The sequence below is a fragment of the Lentimicrobiaceae bacterium genome (genome assembly GCA_020636745.1).
Taxonomy (GTDB): Bacteria; Bacteroidota; Bacteroidia; order Bacteroidales; family Lentimicrobiaceae; genus Lentimicrobium.
In genome coordinates this window covers 25,011-40,979 of sequence record JACJXH010000003.1, presented here as the reverse complement: position 1 = coordinate 40,979, position 15,969 = coordinate 25,011, and the positions used below count along the sequence as shown (strand labels likewise).

The 15,969-nt window shown below is 41.0% G+C and carries 10 protein-coding genes; 3 read left to right on the top strand and 7 right to left on the bottom strand.

The annotated features are described in order from the left end of the window. Positions 1 to 2: 2 nt before the first annotated feature. The 3 genes from H6541_05570 to H6541_05560 form a co-directional block, all read right to left on the bottom strand. On the bottom strand, positions 3 to 1,238 hold the full coding sequence (locus H6541_05570; GenBank protein ID MCB9015246.1) for a M48 family metallopeptidase: 1,236 nt from the start codon (positions 1,236 to 1,238) through the stop codon (positions 3 to 5). A gap of 77 nt (positions 1,239 to 1,315) precedes the next feature. Further along, the gene (locus H6541_05565) at positions 1,316 to 3,403 is read right to left on the bottom strand and encodes a hypothetical protein (protein MCB9015245.1); all 2,088 of its coding nucleotides are present in this window, start codon (positions 3,401 to 3,403) and stop codon (positions 1,316 to 1,318) included. Between the two features lie 148 nt (positions 3,404 to 3,551). Next, complete coding sequence (locus H6541_05560) at positions 3,552 to 4,238, bottom strand: hypothetical protein (GenBank protein MCB9015244.1); 687 nt, start codon at positions 4,236 to 4,238, stop codon at positions 3,552 to 3,554. Between the two features lie 496 nt (positions 4,239 to 4,734). On the opposite strand from H6541_05560, the gene H6541_05555 reads away from it, so the two are divergent. The 3 genes from H6541_05555 to H6541_05545 all read left to right on the top strand — a co-directional run bounded on the left by H6541_05555 (position 4,735) and on the right by H6541_05545 (position 7,697). Continuing rightward, on the top strand, positions 4,735 to 6,264 hold the full coding sequence (locus H6541_05555; protein ID MCB9015243.1) for a KamA family radical SAM protein: 1,530 nt from the start codon (positions 4,735 to 4,737) through the stop codon (positions 6,262 to 6,264). A gap of 446 nt (positions 6,265 to 6,710) precedes the next feature. Next, positions 6,711 to 7,013 carry a hypothetical protein gene (locus H6541_05550; protein ID MCB9015242.1) on the top strand — a complete coding sequence of 101 codons (303 nt, stop codon included), beginning with the start codon at positions 6,711 to 6,713 and terminating at the stop codon, positions 7,011 to 7,013. A 24-nt stretch (positions 7,014 to 7,037) separates the two neighbouring features. Further along, the gene (locus tag H6541_05545) at positions 7,038 to 7,697 is read left to right on the top strand and encodes a hypothetical protein (GenBank protein MCB9015241.1); all 660 of its coding nucleotides are present in this window, start codon (positions 7,038 to 7,040) and stop codon (positions 7,695 to 7,697) included. 120 nt (positions 7,698 to 7,817) lie between these two features. On the opposite strand, the gene fabG is transcribed toward H6541_05545, so the two are convergent. The 4 genes from fabG to H6541_05525 all read right to left on the bottom strand — a co-directional run bounded on the left by fabG (position 7,818) and on the right by H6541_05525 (position 15,930). Next, entirely contained in the window at positions 7,818 to 8,564 is a 747-nt protein-coding gene (gene fabG / locus H6541_05540; protein ID MCB9015240.1) for a 3-oxoacyl-[acyl-carrier-protein] reductase, read from the bottom strand. A 118-nt stretch (positions 8,565 to 8,682) separates the two neighbouring features. Then, positions 8,683 to 12,942 (bottom strand): alpha-glucan family phosphorylase, encoded by a 4,260-nt coding sequence (gene glgP, locus H6541_05535; GenBank protein ID MCB9015239.1) that lies wholly within the window; start codon positions 12,940 to 12,942, stop codon positions 8,683 to 8,685. Positions 12,943 to 13,060: 118 nt separating this feature from the next. Continuing rightward, on the bottom strand, positions 13,061 to 14,614 hold the full coding sequence (locus H6541_05530) for a polysaccharide deacetylase family protein (GenBank protein ID MCB9015238.1): 1,554 nt from the start codon (positions 14,612 to 14,614) through the stop codon (positions 13,061 to 13,063). Positions 14,615 to 14,646: 32 nt separating this feature from the next. Further along, positions 14,647 to 15,930 carry a glycosyltransferase family 4 protein gene (locus tag H6541_05525; protein MCB9015237.1) on the bottom strand — a complete coding sequence of 428 codons (1,284 nt, stop codon included), beginning with the start codon at positions 15,928 to 15,930 and terminating at the stop codon, positions 14,647 to 14,649. Positions 15,931 to 15,969 lie beyond the last annotated feature (39 nt).

Sequence of the window (15,969 nt, the reverse complement as noted above, 5' to 3'; positions counted from 1 at the left end):
TTTTACTTTTCAGTCCCCTGAATCTTCTCCAGACGCTTTTTAAGTGGTGGATGTGAATAATTTACCCAAACATATAAAGGATGGGGAGTCAGGTCTGATAAATTATCAGACGCCAGAATCCTGAGCGATGATGCCAAAGCTTCTCTGCCTGTGTGCTGCACTGCAAATGCATCTGCTTCAAATTCAAATCTGCGCGAAATATTATTTGAAAACAAAGAAAGCAGGGTTGACACCGGGCTATAAAGGATTACAAATACAATGAGTCCGAGATGGAAACTCTGACGGCTGCTTCCCAATGCTTCGTAAATAATAGGATTACCAACAATGATTGAAAAAAGGAATAACAGAAGGCCTGTTTGCAGAACAGACATAATCAGCCCTTTAATGGTATGTTTTCTTTTATAATGGCCAATCTCATGTGCCAGAACGGCCGCAATCTGATCGCTGCTCTGATGCTGAATAAGCGTATCATACAGCACTATTCTGCGACGGGAACCAAATCCTGAAAAATATGCATTTGAACGGGTTGATCTTTTTGAACCATCAATCACATATATGCCAGTGATATCAAACCCTGCCTGAATTGCCAGCGTATTAAGCTTGTCGCGCAGTTCACCGGGTTCAAGTGGGGTTTGTTTATTAAATAAAGGAACAATCAATGTGGAGTAAAACAGACTGAAAAACAATGAAAAAGCAGTGATTACAATCCATGCCAGCCACCAGAATGACGACCCAAGCAGTGAATAAAGCCATATAATAAGGGATAGCAATCCGCCGCCTATCAATACAGCTAATAACCATGATTTTATCTTGTCAAGAAAATAGGTTGCCAGTGTCATTTTATTGAAACCATATTTTTGTTCAATTACAAAGGTGTCGTAAAGATCAAAAGGCATACTCAATAAATCGGCGGCTAAACCCAAAAGCCCAAAGAATAATAAACTCTGTAAAATACGATTATCAACCCATTGACTAACCATATCATCCAAATACACAAAGCCGCCCCATAACATAAGCAGTGTAGCTGCAAATGAAAGCCAGCTCACCAACAATCCAAAGCGATAGGAGTCAGATTTATAATGTATATAAGTATCATAACGCTCTTTTGTATACACATCGCTTAAAACAGATGGAACACTGCCTGAACGTGACAAGTGATTGAGAAATGAGATCAGTTGCTCAAACAAAAAACCTGCAATTACAAACAGAAAAATGAAATAATACAAAAGCTGAGACATGGTCGGTTACTTTAATCCGGGAACAACACAAAAAACATCAAGCCATTTGGCTTATCACCATTATAACAGAAAGCAAATCAATAGCTTCCGTTATATTTGCGAATAAACCATTCTGTAGCCATCAGTAAAATAACGAGCGCGAGCAGAGGGTAAAAATTAATCAAATCGGTCAGTCGTTTTCTTACATACGTCACTGGTTTAACATCTGCCCTACCCTTGAGCAAAGCTGCAAGCTGGCCTATTTCATCAGGATATACTGACTTTCCGCCCGAAACCGAAGCCATTGAATTTAACAGGCGGTGATTGGCTATTGTGTTCATATCTTCAAGGTTCAGAGCAGTGATGGTATAACTCCCTGACTGCGTAAGAACTCCGCTGCCACTCTCCACTTTTGCCGTAAATGAATAAATACCCGGGGGGAAATTCCCGGCATTCAATGTATAAGCTTCACCTGTTGCTGTAAAATCAAACTCGTAATTCTTTTTATCTTCACCGGTGATGATGATTGAAACGGGTTTATCATTGATCAATTCATCACTTTCATTAAAAAGCGTGGCACCAAATTCAATACTTTCATTTTCAGCATAATAATTACGCCACGAGACTTTAAATCTGCTTTTTTCAGTTTCAACTGACAAATACTGAACCATCTTTCCTATCAGTTCGTCAAAAGCTGCATGAGAATTGTTCAGTGCATAATCGGTCAGTCGCCATTTCCATATGCCTTCACCTGCTATCAAACCTGTACGCCTGTCGGTTGATTGGTTAAAGAAAATAAGAGGCATCTGAGTAGTCAAATTTCCGATAGACTGATAAGAGTATACATATGCTGAATTATTCAGTTGATACCTGGCAAAAGGGCTTTGTAACGGAGGAACCTCGCTCAACAATTTTTTCAGTCCTGAAGAAGTTGTGAAAAGCGGAAATGCTTCATTAAGAACCGGTAAGGCTTCATTTACAGAACTTTTATAATCTGTGAGCAGCAAACCTGTTTTCAACGTATTTAATCTTAAAACATCGGACTGATTGCCCATAATAAACAACACCGGTTTCTTTTGCTTTGAAATCTCAATCATCAGCCCTGTAAGCGTGTTGGTAGCAGAAGGCAGCTGATGCAGGATAAACAGACTATAATCAGATACTTTTCCGGTAAAATTATCGCTGTAAAACAGTTCAGTTTCAAAATTATTGCTGTTGCCGATGGCTTGTTCAATGGCCGACAAATCAGGGTGAGGTGAATTGGCAATAATGGCAATCTTCTGTTTATTCTCTTTTACGTTGATAAAAATATCGCGACTGTTATTTGACAGATTTGTTTCATCGGTCAAAGGTTCAATGCTTACGCGATACCTTTGCTGCCCGGTTTCATCGGCCTGCAACATAACAGGCACAGTAACAACCTGATTATCTGAAGAAAAGGAGAGCTCTTGATGAAAAACCTCAGCCCCGTTATGTTCAATTTTTAAAGCAGCAGCCTCCCCAGCGGCTTCAATCGACTGCACAAGAATTTCGACAGGGAAGCGATTTCCTTTATAAGCAATACGGTTGTAATTCATCTTTTTCAACAGCAAATCGCGATACATGGTGGTGTCACCCAGATTCACGGTAAATACCGGATATGAAACACTTTTGAGCTGATACAAAGGGTCAGTTCCGGCATTATAAATTCCATCAGTTGCGATGATGACTGCTCCGAGGTTTCTGTTATAAAAACGACTGTTTACCTGATTGAAAAACGATGAAATATCTGACTGCTTATCTTTAAAATCGATTGTATCAGCCTCCATTGTCTTTTGGCCAAAGCGATATTTTACCAATTCAAAATCACCGCCAAGATTTTCGGCCAGCTGATTAAACCTTATCAACAAACTATCAGACACCAAGGTAGAGTCAGGGCCCAGAAGCACAGATGCCGAATTATCAATTCCGATAACAATCGTTGGTTTTTCAGTGGTACGGACCAATGTTTTAACCATTGGTGAAAGCAATAGAAAAGCAATCAGGCTTGCTGAAAAAAACCTAAAAAGGGAAAGTATCCAAACCAGCTTGCGGGGATAATCATCTGATGTATTTTTATAATACAGCACAATAGCCATGACTGCACCAAACAGAAAACACAAGGGCAACAGCCAGAGAGAAAAACCAGAAACAATTTGAAAACCCAAAACAAAAAGATTTGATATTAAAGTGCAAATTTCAGAAAAAAGCCAGTTAGTTAAACGCAGCAGGATTAAATTATAACAATAAAAAAAGGTTGTCGTGAAGCAGAAAAGAATAACCTCACCGACAACCTTTCATTATAAAATGACTTATTTATTCATGAAAAGCAGAGAGTACGGTATAACCCGACAAATTGCCTTTTTTATCGTATGTTTCAGTCTTCACAGCACCAATATGCCTGGCCACCCATTGTGTGGCTTTTACGGTCATTTTCATAATTGATTTGATATCCATATCGTAAGTAAGTTTATAACACTCGAAAGTACCTGCCGGAGTAGTAACACTCTCAATTGCCTCAACCTTACGATTATACATTTTAACAGACATGCTCATAATTTGCATACCACCTGACAAAACGCCCATATTGATATTTCCGTCGTTTAATGTCTGACCAACCTGCAGAACATTGGGAAACTCCAAATCAAGTCCATCAACAGTCATTTCCATATCCTTCATTCCTCCCATCGTTTTGGGATCCAGGAAGTTCTTCATATCCATATAAAAAACTCCGTTCTCACAGCGCATACCAAGTACCTGCGAAAAAGTTGGCTTATCCTTGTCATCAAATTGTTCGCTTTGTACTTTCATGGTAAGGCCTGTTGCCATAGGCTCAACTGCCAGAATGGTTTGTTGGTTGGTTCCGGTCAACCTGCCTTTGGCATCATAGCTTTTGGTTTCGATAAAAGTACCGCTCTTTGCCGGAAAGTAACCATCACAGTCCTGTGCTTTCAGTCCGGTTAAAATCAGAAGTGAGAATAAAAATAAAATTGACTTTTTCATAAGAAACTTTTGTTTAATGTTTCACAAATATATAAAGACTTGTAATCATTTAAAAACTGCAAGTCATGATTATTCATAATTTTATCAGATTAACACAGGATTTGAAGGCAGCTTTGAGCACTCATTCTGCTATAAATATTTCTGATACAAGTCATTATATTTTTAGATTACATCAATTATAAAATATCACTTGAAAATCAAGCCGTATTCAACCTGATAAATATCCCTGAAAAGCTCACTGTAAACCCTTTTGGTAAACTGTTTCATAAAAAAACGTATCTTTGTAAAGAGGTCAGATACTCAATCTGTACATTTTCAAAACAGACCCGATGGCCGGAAAAACATGGTGAAATCATATGACAGTATCCTATAGCTGTATCACCAAAATCAGGTAAACAATCCAGGTATATTCGCCTGATTCGCTCCGGATTCATCAACTTTAACTCATACTACTCATATTGCTCAACACAAGGCAATGCTAAATACTTTTAAAACAATGACGCACACCGATTCAGTTTTTTACAAACCCAGAAACTATAAGTCTATTGATTTATGGAAAGACATTACTGAAGCCCAATGGAATAGCCCCGATTGGCAATTAAAAAACTCTATAAGAACCATAGAGCAACTCAAGCTGGTCATTAAACTGGAAGAATACCAGGAAAAGGAGATTGAAAGAACAATAAAGAGCTTAAGAGCTGAGGGGAAAGATGCTTTAAGAATAACGCCCTATTATGCTACGCTGATGCATGAAGACCCCTTTCATCCGGTGAGTTTTGCCGGTGAGAAAACAGAAAATAAACTTGACCCTATTTTCTGGCAAAGTGTACCGACTCCTGCCAATCTTTTATTCCCTGACACAGGCCTGGAAGGGGCCATGAGTGAAAGCTCCAGAAGCTTTGGAGCTGCTTACCAGCGATATCCTAACAGGGTTGCACTATTTGTTGCCGAAAACACGAGCTGCGCTTCCTATTGTATTCATTGCCAAAGGGCAAAATCATTGGATAGCACCATTGAAGTATCATCAACAGAGATTAACAAAGGATTGTTTTATATTGCCTATAACAAAAACATTGATGAAGTTTTGGTTACCGGAGGCGATGCACTCAGAATAAGTAAAAACAGATTGGCCTACATTCTTGAAGAACTCAGTAAAATACCTCATCTGCGTGTCATCAGAATTGCCACCAGGGTGCCGGTGGTGATGCCGATGGGCATAACTGATGACATCCTTGAACTGATTAACACTTCGGCCAATAAATACAACCAGGGAGTTGAGAAATACGTGTATTTCATGACACATATTAACCATTTCCATGAAATTACAGAAGAATTGGCCGCTGCTGTCAAACGAATCAGACAACATGGATTCAGCATAAGAAATCAAACAGTTTTTCTGAATCATATCAATGATAATTATAAAACTTTGGCAGAAACCTTCAGAAGAATGCTCTGGATAGGCGTCCATCCATATTATTTGCTGCAGTGTCATAAAGAAAAAGGAATCGTTCATTTTATAGCTCCGATTCAGGTAGGTAAAATATATATCAGACATCTGCAAGGTTGGCTTTCAGGCATTGCCATGCCCCGTTATGCAGCCAATGTTGAAGGCGGTGGCGGAAAAATTCTTCTGATGCCATCAGGGCACGACACGCTCAATCGGGGAAATCATCTTGAAAAGAAAATTTCCGAGAGTTTTGCTGATATCTCTACCTGGGATGGCAGAAAGCTTTACAAATATGAAGCCCTGGGCCGGGCTACTGCTGAAGAATTTGAAAATGCAGTGAACATCATGGATGCATTTATTGGCCGAAAAGGAGTTTTCTTACCCAAAGTAATTATTGTTGATGAAAATGGAAATCACCTCAGCACAACAAACAGGACAAAATTACCATCCATAAAAAAAATCAAAAAAACCGAATTGTTGAATTATGAAGTTTTTGGGGAAGATATGCCACTGACCAATCCGGCTGATATTGCAGACAAACTTGAAGGATTGTTTGCAAACTCTGATTATTGCAGATAATTTATTATATCATAAATTTCCAATGCCTGTACCCTAACATACTGGCATGCACTTTCATGTTTTGCTATCATCGCGTTCCGTAATTTTCCCGGAACGCGATTTCTACTTTTGCATTTCTAAATTCCCCACACACTACAAATGGAGCATATACACATGTATCCAAACAATAAAATAAATTTCCATTCCTTGGTTTTCACAAATTTGTTTTGTATATTTAACACTTAAATCCTGCCCGAGTTACTTACCTGCGAACAACCAAACCATTTAGAATTCTACTCTAAATTAATTCACATTAGCTGAACTAAAGATAAAATCACCTGCCCCGTAAAAGGTTGTTCAAGCACTCCGGAATTCATTCTACACTATACTCCTTTGTTAGGACTCACTATTATTTTCAAAATAGTGTTCTCTGAACTTTTTATTCACATATTAAAAAGGAGGTTAGCATGTTTAAGAAAATTCTGGCACCATTGGTTATGTTTAGCATGGTGTTTTTTACGCAATGTACAGATGATTCGTTTGATCAGGAATCAAATTATCCATCACTCAAGGCCGGTGGAGGCAACGGTGGTGGTGGTGGCCACACCGAACCTGCCGGCAACAATCTGTCATTTCCGGTTTTTGCTTCTGATGGGTTTAGCATCAGTATGATATCAGAGGCTAACTTTAAATTTGAGGTTCCCTATACTGGACCATTTACCGGATTAACCGCAGAAGAACTTGTTTATCTGAATGAAAACGGCCCCTAGTATGCTCAAAAGGAAACAGGCAATTTGTGGCAGGCTGAGTTCGCCAATGCCAATCAAGACCTTTATGTCACTTTTATTGATTGGGGCGATGTTATTGAAGCAGTAAACCCTAAGATTGGTAGGCCTTTCAGACTGGAGGTTACCCTGTATTACGACATTTCAGATGCACCGATGACAGGATTTCTCATGGCATTACTTGCCAACACCAGCAGTAAGAACGAAATTCAGGGAACGAATGCAACTACGTATGAGGGAAATTGGGCAACTATTGTTTCCAATTCACCGAAGCTCATCGTGCAACCCCTTGCTGCTGATGCTATTCCTGTTTGGGATGATGATGCAGGAATGTGGATAGGCGAAGGTGTTTCGGCTCCATTAACTGGGTTTGGTTTTGCACCTGAACTAAATGTAGGAGGCAAATACATTTATGGTGCTTCACAAGGTGGATGGAAACCTACTGCTTTAGGTCTTTACCGGCTCACTTTTTACATGAGCGGTAATGGCAATGCTTCATTTATACATCTTGAAGATGCAGTCATAGGCAATTATACCGGAAATACAGCCGGGCAATGGGGTTCTCCTGAAACAACCGCATCTCAACCTGTTGTTGACACCTTGAACAATCTGAGTTATGTTGATGTAACAGTAGTTACAAGCGGAGGTGGAGGTAGTGGCGGCCACTGAGCAAACTGGTAAAAAATAATGGTGGGCTGCTGAAAGCAGCCCACCATTATTTTTTATACTACTATGCTAAACTACAAGCAATAAGTTACCACCTGTATTTAACATTAATTGGTTCAATAATTACATCTGCATACCACCGCAAACGCTTATCACCTGACCGGTTACATATGATGAGAGGTCGGAAGCCAAAAATAAACTGACATCTGCCACATCTTCAGGTTTACCGCCACGTTTGAGCGGAATACCTTCAATCCATGCTTTGCGAACATCTTCCGGCAATTTTGCTGTCATATCTGTTTCGATAAAGCCGGGCGCTATGGCATTGCAACGAATACTGCGTGAGCCCAACTCCTGTGCCATTGATTTAGTAAAGCCAATCAATCCAGCTTTAGAGGCTGAATAGTTTGACTGGCCGGCATTTCCGCCAACGCCAACTACCGAACTCATGTTGATAATTGAACCTGAACGTTGCTTGAGCATCACCCGCTGAACAGCTTTGGTCATGTTAAATACTGATTTCAGATTCACTTTAATCACCAAATCCCAATCGGCTTCTGTCATTCGCATCAGTAAATTGTCGCGTGTTATACCCGCATTATTTACCAACACATCAATACGACCAAAATCAGCCATTACATCGTTAATCAGTTTATCACTGCCATCAAATGAACTAGCATCCGATGCATATCCTTTGGCTTTCACACCAAAAGCAGCCAGCTCCTTTTCGAGGGATTCTGAGGCGGCATCATAATTTAGATCAGAAAAAGCCACATCAGCTCCTTCAGCAGCAAACTTCAAAGCAATAGCTTTTCCAATACCACGGGCACCTCCCGTAATTAAAGCCGTTTTTCCTTCGAGTAATTTCATATTCTTTGTTTTGGTTTAGTTTTCAGATTTGTTTGCCAGGGCTACCATCAATCTAACCAATGGCACTTCAATCAATTATTTTTTAAAAGCCCACTCTATTCCATATTTCTCATTCAGATTATTCTACCTGAGAAATCCATCTTATCAGGTTAAAATCCTGGCGGTGAGGCAACAATGGATGCTTTGGAAAGAGCCTGAATGCAAAATCGAATACGCCGGCCTGCAAAGTAGGAATTTCGATAAAGAAAGTCACAATATTTCCATTTACTCCGATTACGGCCATTTCTTCAACAAATGTCAGTTTTTTTACCTCATCGTTATCCTTTTGTCCGAATAAAATTTCAAGACCAACATTATGGGCTGACAATTCATTCACATTCAGAACCACTTCAGCAACAAAATTCTGACCAAGGCGCAAAGGTTTTTTAGATGAATCGGGGACATTGACCGAAACCACCTCAATACTATCCCAGCCTCTGTTTACTTTCCGTTTCCACGATGACAATAATCTGATATTTTCATAATCCTTGGCAAACATCATAGACGAGCGTCCGATAAGCTTATTATAAAACTGCTTATAGTAATCATCTATCATGCGTTTCATGGTAAATTCAGGGGCAATTCCGGCAATGGTTTTTTTGATGGATGCGACCCATTTTTCAGGAATCCCTTTTTCGTTACGGTTATAGAAATTGGGGACAATTTCTTCCACAAAAATATTGTAAATATTCTCAGAATCAAGTTCATCCTGAAACTGTTGATTATCGTAGGTTCTCTCTTCCTGAAGTGCCCATCCGGCATCGGGTTTGTAGCCTTCGGCCCACCAGCCGTCCAGTACACTAAAATTGACCACGCCGTTCATCACAGCTTTTTCACCGCTTGTTCCGGAAGCTTCGAGCGGACGGGTAGGCGTATTTAACCATACATCAACGCCTTGTACCAGTTTGGCACCCAGGGTCATATCATAATTTTCGATAAAAATGATTTTACCGGAAAACTGCGGCATTTTGGAGACTTCCAGTACGCGCTTAATCAAATCCTGTCCGGCTTTGTCGGCCGGATGAGCTTTGCCAGCAAAAACAAACTGAACCGGTTGTTTGGCATTATTGACCAGTTGAGACAAACGATCGAGATTGGTAAACAGCAGATGAGCTCTTTTATAAGTCGCAAACCTGCGTGCAAATCCGATGGTTAAAACCTTATCATTTAATGTATCAAGCGTTCTCAGGATAAACTTTGGATTTTCCTGACGACGTTTCAAATCATCTCCAAGTCTGATTTTCAGAAAATCAATCAGATCCTTGCGATGTTGCTGTCTGAGTTCCCAAATCTCTTCATCGGGAACTTCATAAATTTTTTCCCAGATATTTTTGTTTGTTTGGTTCGCAATATAATCGTCACCAAAAACTCTTTTGTACAGCGCCTGCCATTTAGGAGAAGCCCAGGTGGGGAGGTGAACTCCGTTGGTTACATGGCTGATATACAGTTCGTCAGCGAAATATCCTTCAAACATTCCCTGGAACATTTCGCGGCTTACGCGTCCGTGAATGCGGCTCACTCCATTCATTTCCTGAGACAGACGGGCCGCAAGCACGCTCATCGAAAATTTTTCATCCTGCTTGTCTTCAACAAATCTTCCCAGATTCATAAACGTATTCCACGAAATATTCAATCTATCGGCATAATGAGGAATATAAGCCCTGAGCACATCCTCAGAAAACGCATCGTGTCCGGCCGGAACTGGAGTGTGTGTTGTAAACAGCTGGGTAGCCCTTACAATTTCCAGGGCCTGATCAAATGGAAAGTTCTTTTCCTGAACAAGCAATCGCAAACGTTCAATTCCAATAAAAGCAGCATGCCCTTCATTGCAATGATACACCTGTGGTTTCATGCCAATGGCATTAAGCATGCGGATACCACCCACGCCAAGCAACAATTCCTGTTTAAACCTGTTATCCCAATCTCCTCCATAAAGCTGATGGGTAATAAAACGGTCGGCCTCGCTGTTTTCTTCAATATCAGCATCAAGCAAATAAAGCGGAATACGTCCCACATCGAGTTTCCATACTTTAGCATACAGATTTCGTCCGGGCAAAACAATAGAGATCATGACCCATTCGCCATTACTATTGCGAACCGGCTTTAGGGGCATATGGGTAAATTTCTGAGGATTATAGCTGGCCACCTGATCGCCGAACATGGAGAGGTGCTGGCGGAAATAGCCATACCGGTAGAGTAACCCCACTCCTATCATATTTGCATTTGAATCGCTGGCCTGCTTCAGGTAATCGCCGGCAAGAATTCCCAAGCCACCTGAAAAAATCTGAACAGTATCGTGCAAACCATATTCCATGCTGAAATAGGCAATCTGATGTTTTGGTTTTTCAGAGGCTTTTTTCATATAGGCCTCAAACTCGCCATAAACTTTATCAAGCTTAGCAATAAAAGCTTCATTACGCTCCAGTTGCATCATTTGCTTTACAGTGAGCGACTCGAGCAGCGACATGGGGTTATGATTCAGTGCTTCCCACTGAATCGGATCAATCATTCTGAAAAGTTCTACCGTTTCAGGGTTCCATGTCCACCATAAGTTACGCGATAAGCGTTTCAATCCTGTAAACCTGTCGGGAATACCCGGCTTAATGAGCACTTTATGCCACACCGGGGCCTGGTATCTTTTAGGCTGAAAAGCCATGAGTACATCAGGGGTCCTTTTGTCACGGAAAAGTTCTTCACGGCCTGCTACCTTATTAAGCGCAATGCTGTATGCTACACCATAATTGATTGAAAGTTCATCCCACAAGGCACTTCTTGAAATTTCAAAAGCCAGGGTTCGGGCTGCTTCAATCTTTTTGGCATCAAATCCTGCATACATCTGAATAATTTCAGCAATTTTCTCAACAACCTGAGCCTGATTTTTATCATCTCTGTCGATCACCCATGCACCGGGCTCATATTTTTCAACCTTTTCTTTAATCCACAATCCGAAGCCTGCCAGGTTGGTAGTAATAGTTGGAATATGAAAAGCAAGACTCTCGAGGGGGGTGTAACCCCATGGTTCATAATAAGATGGAAAAACAGAAAGGTCAAAACCAATAAGCAGTTCGTAATACGAAAAATTAAAAATTCCATCCTGGCCGTTGAGATAAGATGGTATAAAAACCAGTTTCACCTTATCATCAGGCCTATTCATCAGGCCAGCGGCATGTGCTTTGTTTAGAACCTGGTCGTACTCAGGGTAATGCAGCCCATGGGTCAGATACTGGCCATCGGTAGGCTGGCTAAAGTCAGGCTCATTTAACCGGGCTGCAAGCGCCTGAGAAGGGCCCGAATGGTTAGCAGGTACTGCAATAAAACCAATGATGTTTCTGTCAAGGTCCTTATTCTGATTTAAACGCGCCAATGCATCAATATAAAGGTCAATCCCTTTGTTACGAAACTCATACCTGCCACTGTTGATGGTAAGAATAGTATCTTCCGGAAGGTCAGAATTGAATAAGGCCCTGGCTACCTGCATTATTTTATTTTTGGCCATCAACCGGCGGTTGTCAAATTCAGCGGCGGGAGGCACAAAACTATCGTCAAATCCATTCGGGGTAATCAAGTCAACTTGTCGTCCAAGAAAGTGGCTGCATTCCTTTGCAGTAATTTCACTAACGGTTGTAAAAGCATCGCAGCTCTGAGCAGCAGCCCTTTCGAGCGAGAATTTTGACACAATCTCAAACCGGCGGGCTGTCATATCAGGAATATAACCGGCCATATCGCCATACAACGGAAGGTGATTACCTGCAATAGCTCTTCCCAGCGCAGTTGCGTGGGTTGTGAACACACAGCCAACCTGTGGCACATATTCGCGCAGATACAATACACCTGCCCCGGTCATCCATTCGTGAAAATGAGCAATTATCCTATCGTGAGCCGTGAGATTAAACTCATAAAAGCTTTCGATTACTTTACCGGCAGCATATCCAAATAACACAGGTTCAACATAATCCCATTGTCCGGAAATAGAATCCAGTTTAAATTTTTCCCAAAAATCAGTAAAGATTTTATCTTTAATCTGAATGTACGGAGTAAAATCAACCAGAACAACAATCGGACTACTTTCAATATTCCATCTTCCGATTCTGATATGGAGTCCGTTTGTTTCAGCATGCTCGCGCCACGATCTGTAAATAAACTTATCTTCCTTGAAATCAGGATTCTGATTGGTTTCTTTCCAGACATCAGGACCAATCAGTATATAGTTGTCTTCAAATTCCTTTTGAACTCCCGGAGCCTTTGTAGAAACCACCGTATAGATTCCGCCGACTTTATTGCAGATTTCCCAGCTGGTTTCAAATATATAGTCAGGCTTAATTATTTTATTTTCAGTCATTTCATTTATTGTAAAATTGAACAATAGAAACACTTGAGAACAAGTGTTCTTGATTTTTTACCCTTTAGTCTGGTGGTGAATGAATTCAAAAGTCAAAATTGACTTAGCATCATGATAATCAATGTTTAAACAAAGTCTGAAGCAACTCTGAAATCTTTTTCTGATGAGCGTCAATAACCGACTTCCGTGGTTTTTTCAGTGCCTGCAAAGCTTTTGCAAGTTCGTTTCGGTAGGCAACCGGAAGGTTTTTGCGGAGTTGTTCAACCTCTTCTTCTGCCCTGTTAAAAAGAGCATAAGCCAGGTTTTTCATATCTATCTGCCCGAGAGCATGTTTGAGTTCTTTTTTCGACAGGCTGAATAAGACTTCAAAGTTACCGGTTTCATTTTCATCGGCATCATCCGGTTGAGGGGTTACTTCCTGAATTTTCCTGGTAAGTTTTGAAGGATCCGGAATATTGAGTTCAGCTACAGGTTGCGTTTTCTTCTCCTGGTTGTTCTCAACCCGGCCAATAAAATCGGAAAGCACGTTCATATAATTAATAAACGCCTCATAGGGAGTGCTGTAAGGATTAAAATAATTATGAACAGCACCATCTGAAAACCATTTTGTACACATATAGTAAAAATGGTCGGAGGATTGCAGGTACAGCCAATCTTTCTGAATATCTTTATTATCAGACTTATTGACTTTATCAGCCAAATGATACAGGCTATCGAAGGCTTCATCCTGCATTTCGTTACCCAGCCATGCAGTTAAATCGCGCTCTTCATCGGCCCATGAAATGGCATGTGGCACATTTACTGCTGAAACAGGCTGCAATCGGTTAGCAATTTCAGTTGGAGTTGAAAAAGTAAAATCTGTGGTTGCAAATATCTGTCGTGGCAGAGCTTTCATAAAGTCGAAAATACCGGTTTCGGCCCATTGGTGCTCACCAAAAGTTTCGTAATCAAGAAAAATATTGACCACCTGTTGATTTTTATCATAGGCTTTGAGCCAGCCGGCAAATTTTTCAGCAGAAAGCGGCCATTCAATCCAGTTTTGATTAGAGAACCTGAAGCCAATGTCATCACTCAGCTGGTAATTGCGCAGCAAAAGTTTCAGTTTAGGATTGATGGCATTGCAATACAAGAAGTTGGGGCTTTTCCATCCCAATATGTGTTTGGCGCCTTCGGTAAGCAATACATTAAAGCCCAGGTCATGCACCATAGCTCCTATCTGATCGGAATAAATCAACTCGGTATTTCTGAAAGCTGTAGGTTTAACGCCAAAAACCGATTCAATCCGATCGGCATGTTTCTTCACCTGAAATCTGAATTCATCGGGATTTTTCAAAGCAGCCATAGAATGAGCGTATGTTTCGGCCAGAAACTCAACATTGCCGGTAGCTGCCAATTTTTTAAAGCTTTCAAGAGCTTCCGGAGCATACATTTCCATTTGGTCAATAGCAATACCCGAAATGGAGAAACTGACTTTAAATGCAGCTCCATATTCTTTAATAAGGCTGAGCAAAAGGTTATTCATCGGGATATATGAGCGTTCTGACACCCGCCTGATGATAGATCTGTTCTGGTAATCGTCGAAATAGCGGTGGTTTTCACCTATATCGAAAAACCTGTATGTCCTCAGACGAAAAGGTTGATGCACCTGAAAATAAAAACAAATTGATCTCATAATCCGAAGTATTTTTCTATTTAACCAATTAATTACCTGTAAACCTGTTCATAAACATCTTTGATATGCTTGGAGGCATTCTCCCACTTCAAATTATCAACTTCCTGGGCACCATATTTGGAGAAGACAGAAGAGAGGCTTCTGTATTGAAGCAGTGCATAAATGGCATCAGCCATTGCATCAATATCCCAGAAATCGACCTTTAAAGCATGTTGTAAGACTTCTGCCACGCCCGATTGTTTGGAAATAACTACCGGTACATTGGAGCGCATGGCTTCAAGAGGTGAAATACCGAACGGCTCTGACACTGAAGGCATTACATAAACATCACTCATGGCAAACATGCGGTCAACATTTTCGCCACGCAAGAAGCCTGTAAAATGGAATTTGGTGGCAATGCGAAGTTGAGCAACCCGGCGTATCATTTTTTCGAGCAGGTCGCCTGTTCCAGCCATTACAAATCTGACGTTGGGATCGCGCTGAAGCACCTTGTAAGCGGCTTCAATAAAGTATTCAGGCCCTTTTTGAAAAGTAACGCGTCCCAGGAAAGTGACAATTTTTTCGGGAACATGCTTTTCTATTTGCCTGATATCGGCATGTTCGGTTGGTTCCACCGCATTGTGCACGGTTATTACCTTATCAGGGTCTATCCCGTAGCGCTCAATCACGATATTGCGGGTAAGATTGCTCACTGTTATCACTCTGTCGGCAGCTTCCATACCGGCACGTTCAATATCATACACCTGTTGGTTCACATTTTCTCCGGAGCGATCGAATTCAGTGGCATGCATGTGCACAACAAGCGGTTTACCGCTGGCTTTTTTAGCAGCTACTCCGGCGGGGTATGTGAGCCAATCGTGTGCATGAATCAGATCGAACTGCGATTCAGAAGCTATTTGCGCCCCAACCAGGGCATAACGCGAGACTTCCTCAAGCAGATTGGCACCATACTTTCCTGAGAAGGTGTATCGTGCATTAAAAATAGATTCTTCAGACCACGAAAAGTAAGCTTCACCAGTTTCCACCAGGTTGTCAAATGCTTCAGGGCCAACATAGGGCACCAGGCTTGAATTTACTTCAAGATAGGTAATATTTTTCCAGAAATCCTGATGTTCAGATTTGCGGATATCGATGGTTACATCACTGGCGTTGATAAGTCTTACAGCTTCCTCGCTTTCATCACCATAGGCTTTGGGAACAACAAAAAGCACTTCCACACCGTTTTTCAACAGGCCTTTGGTCATTCCAAAACAAGCTGTTCCCAGTCCACCGGTAATATGAGGAGGAAACTCCCAACCAAACATCAGTACTTTCATTTTTCTTTTTCAGGTTTATAATCAACAATAAAAAAAGCC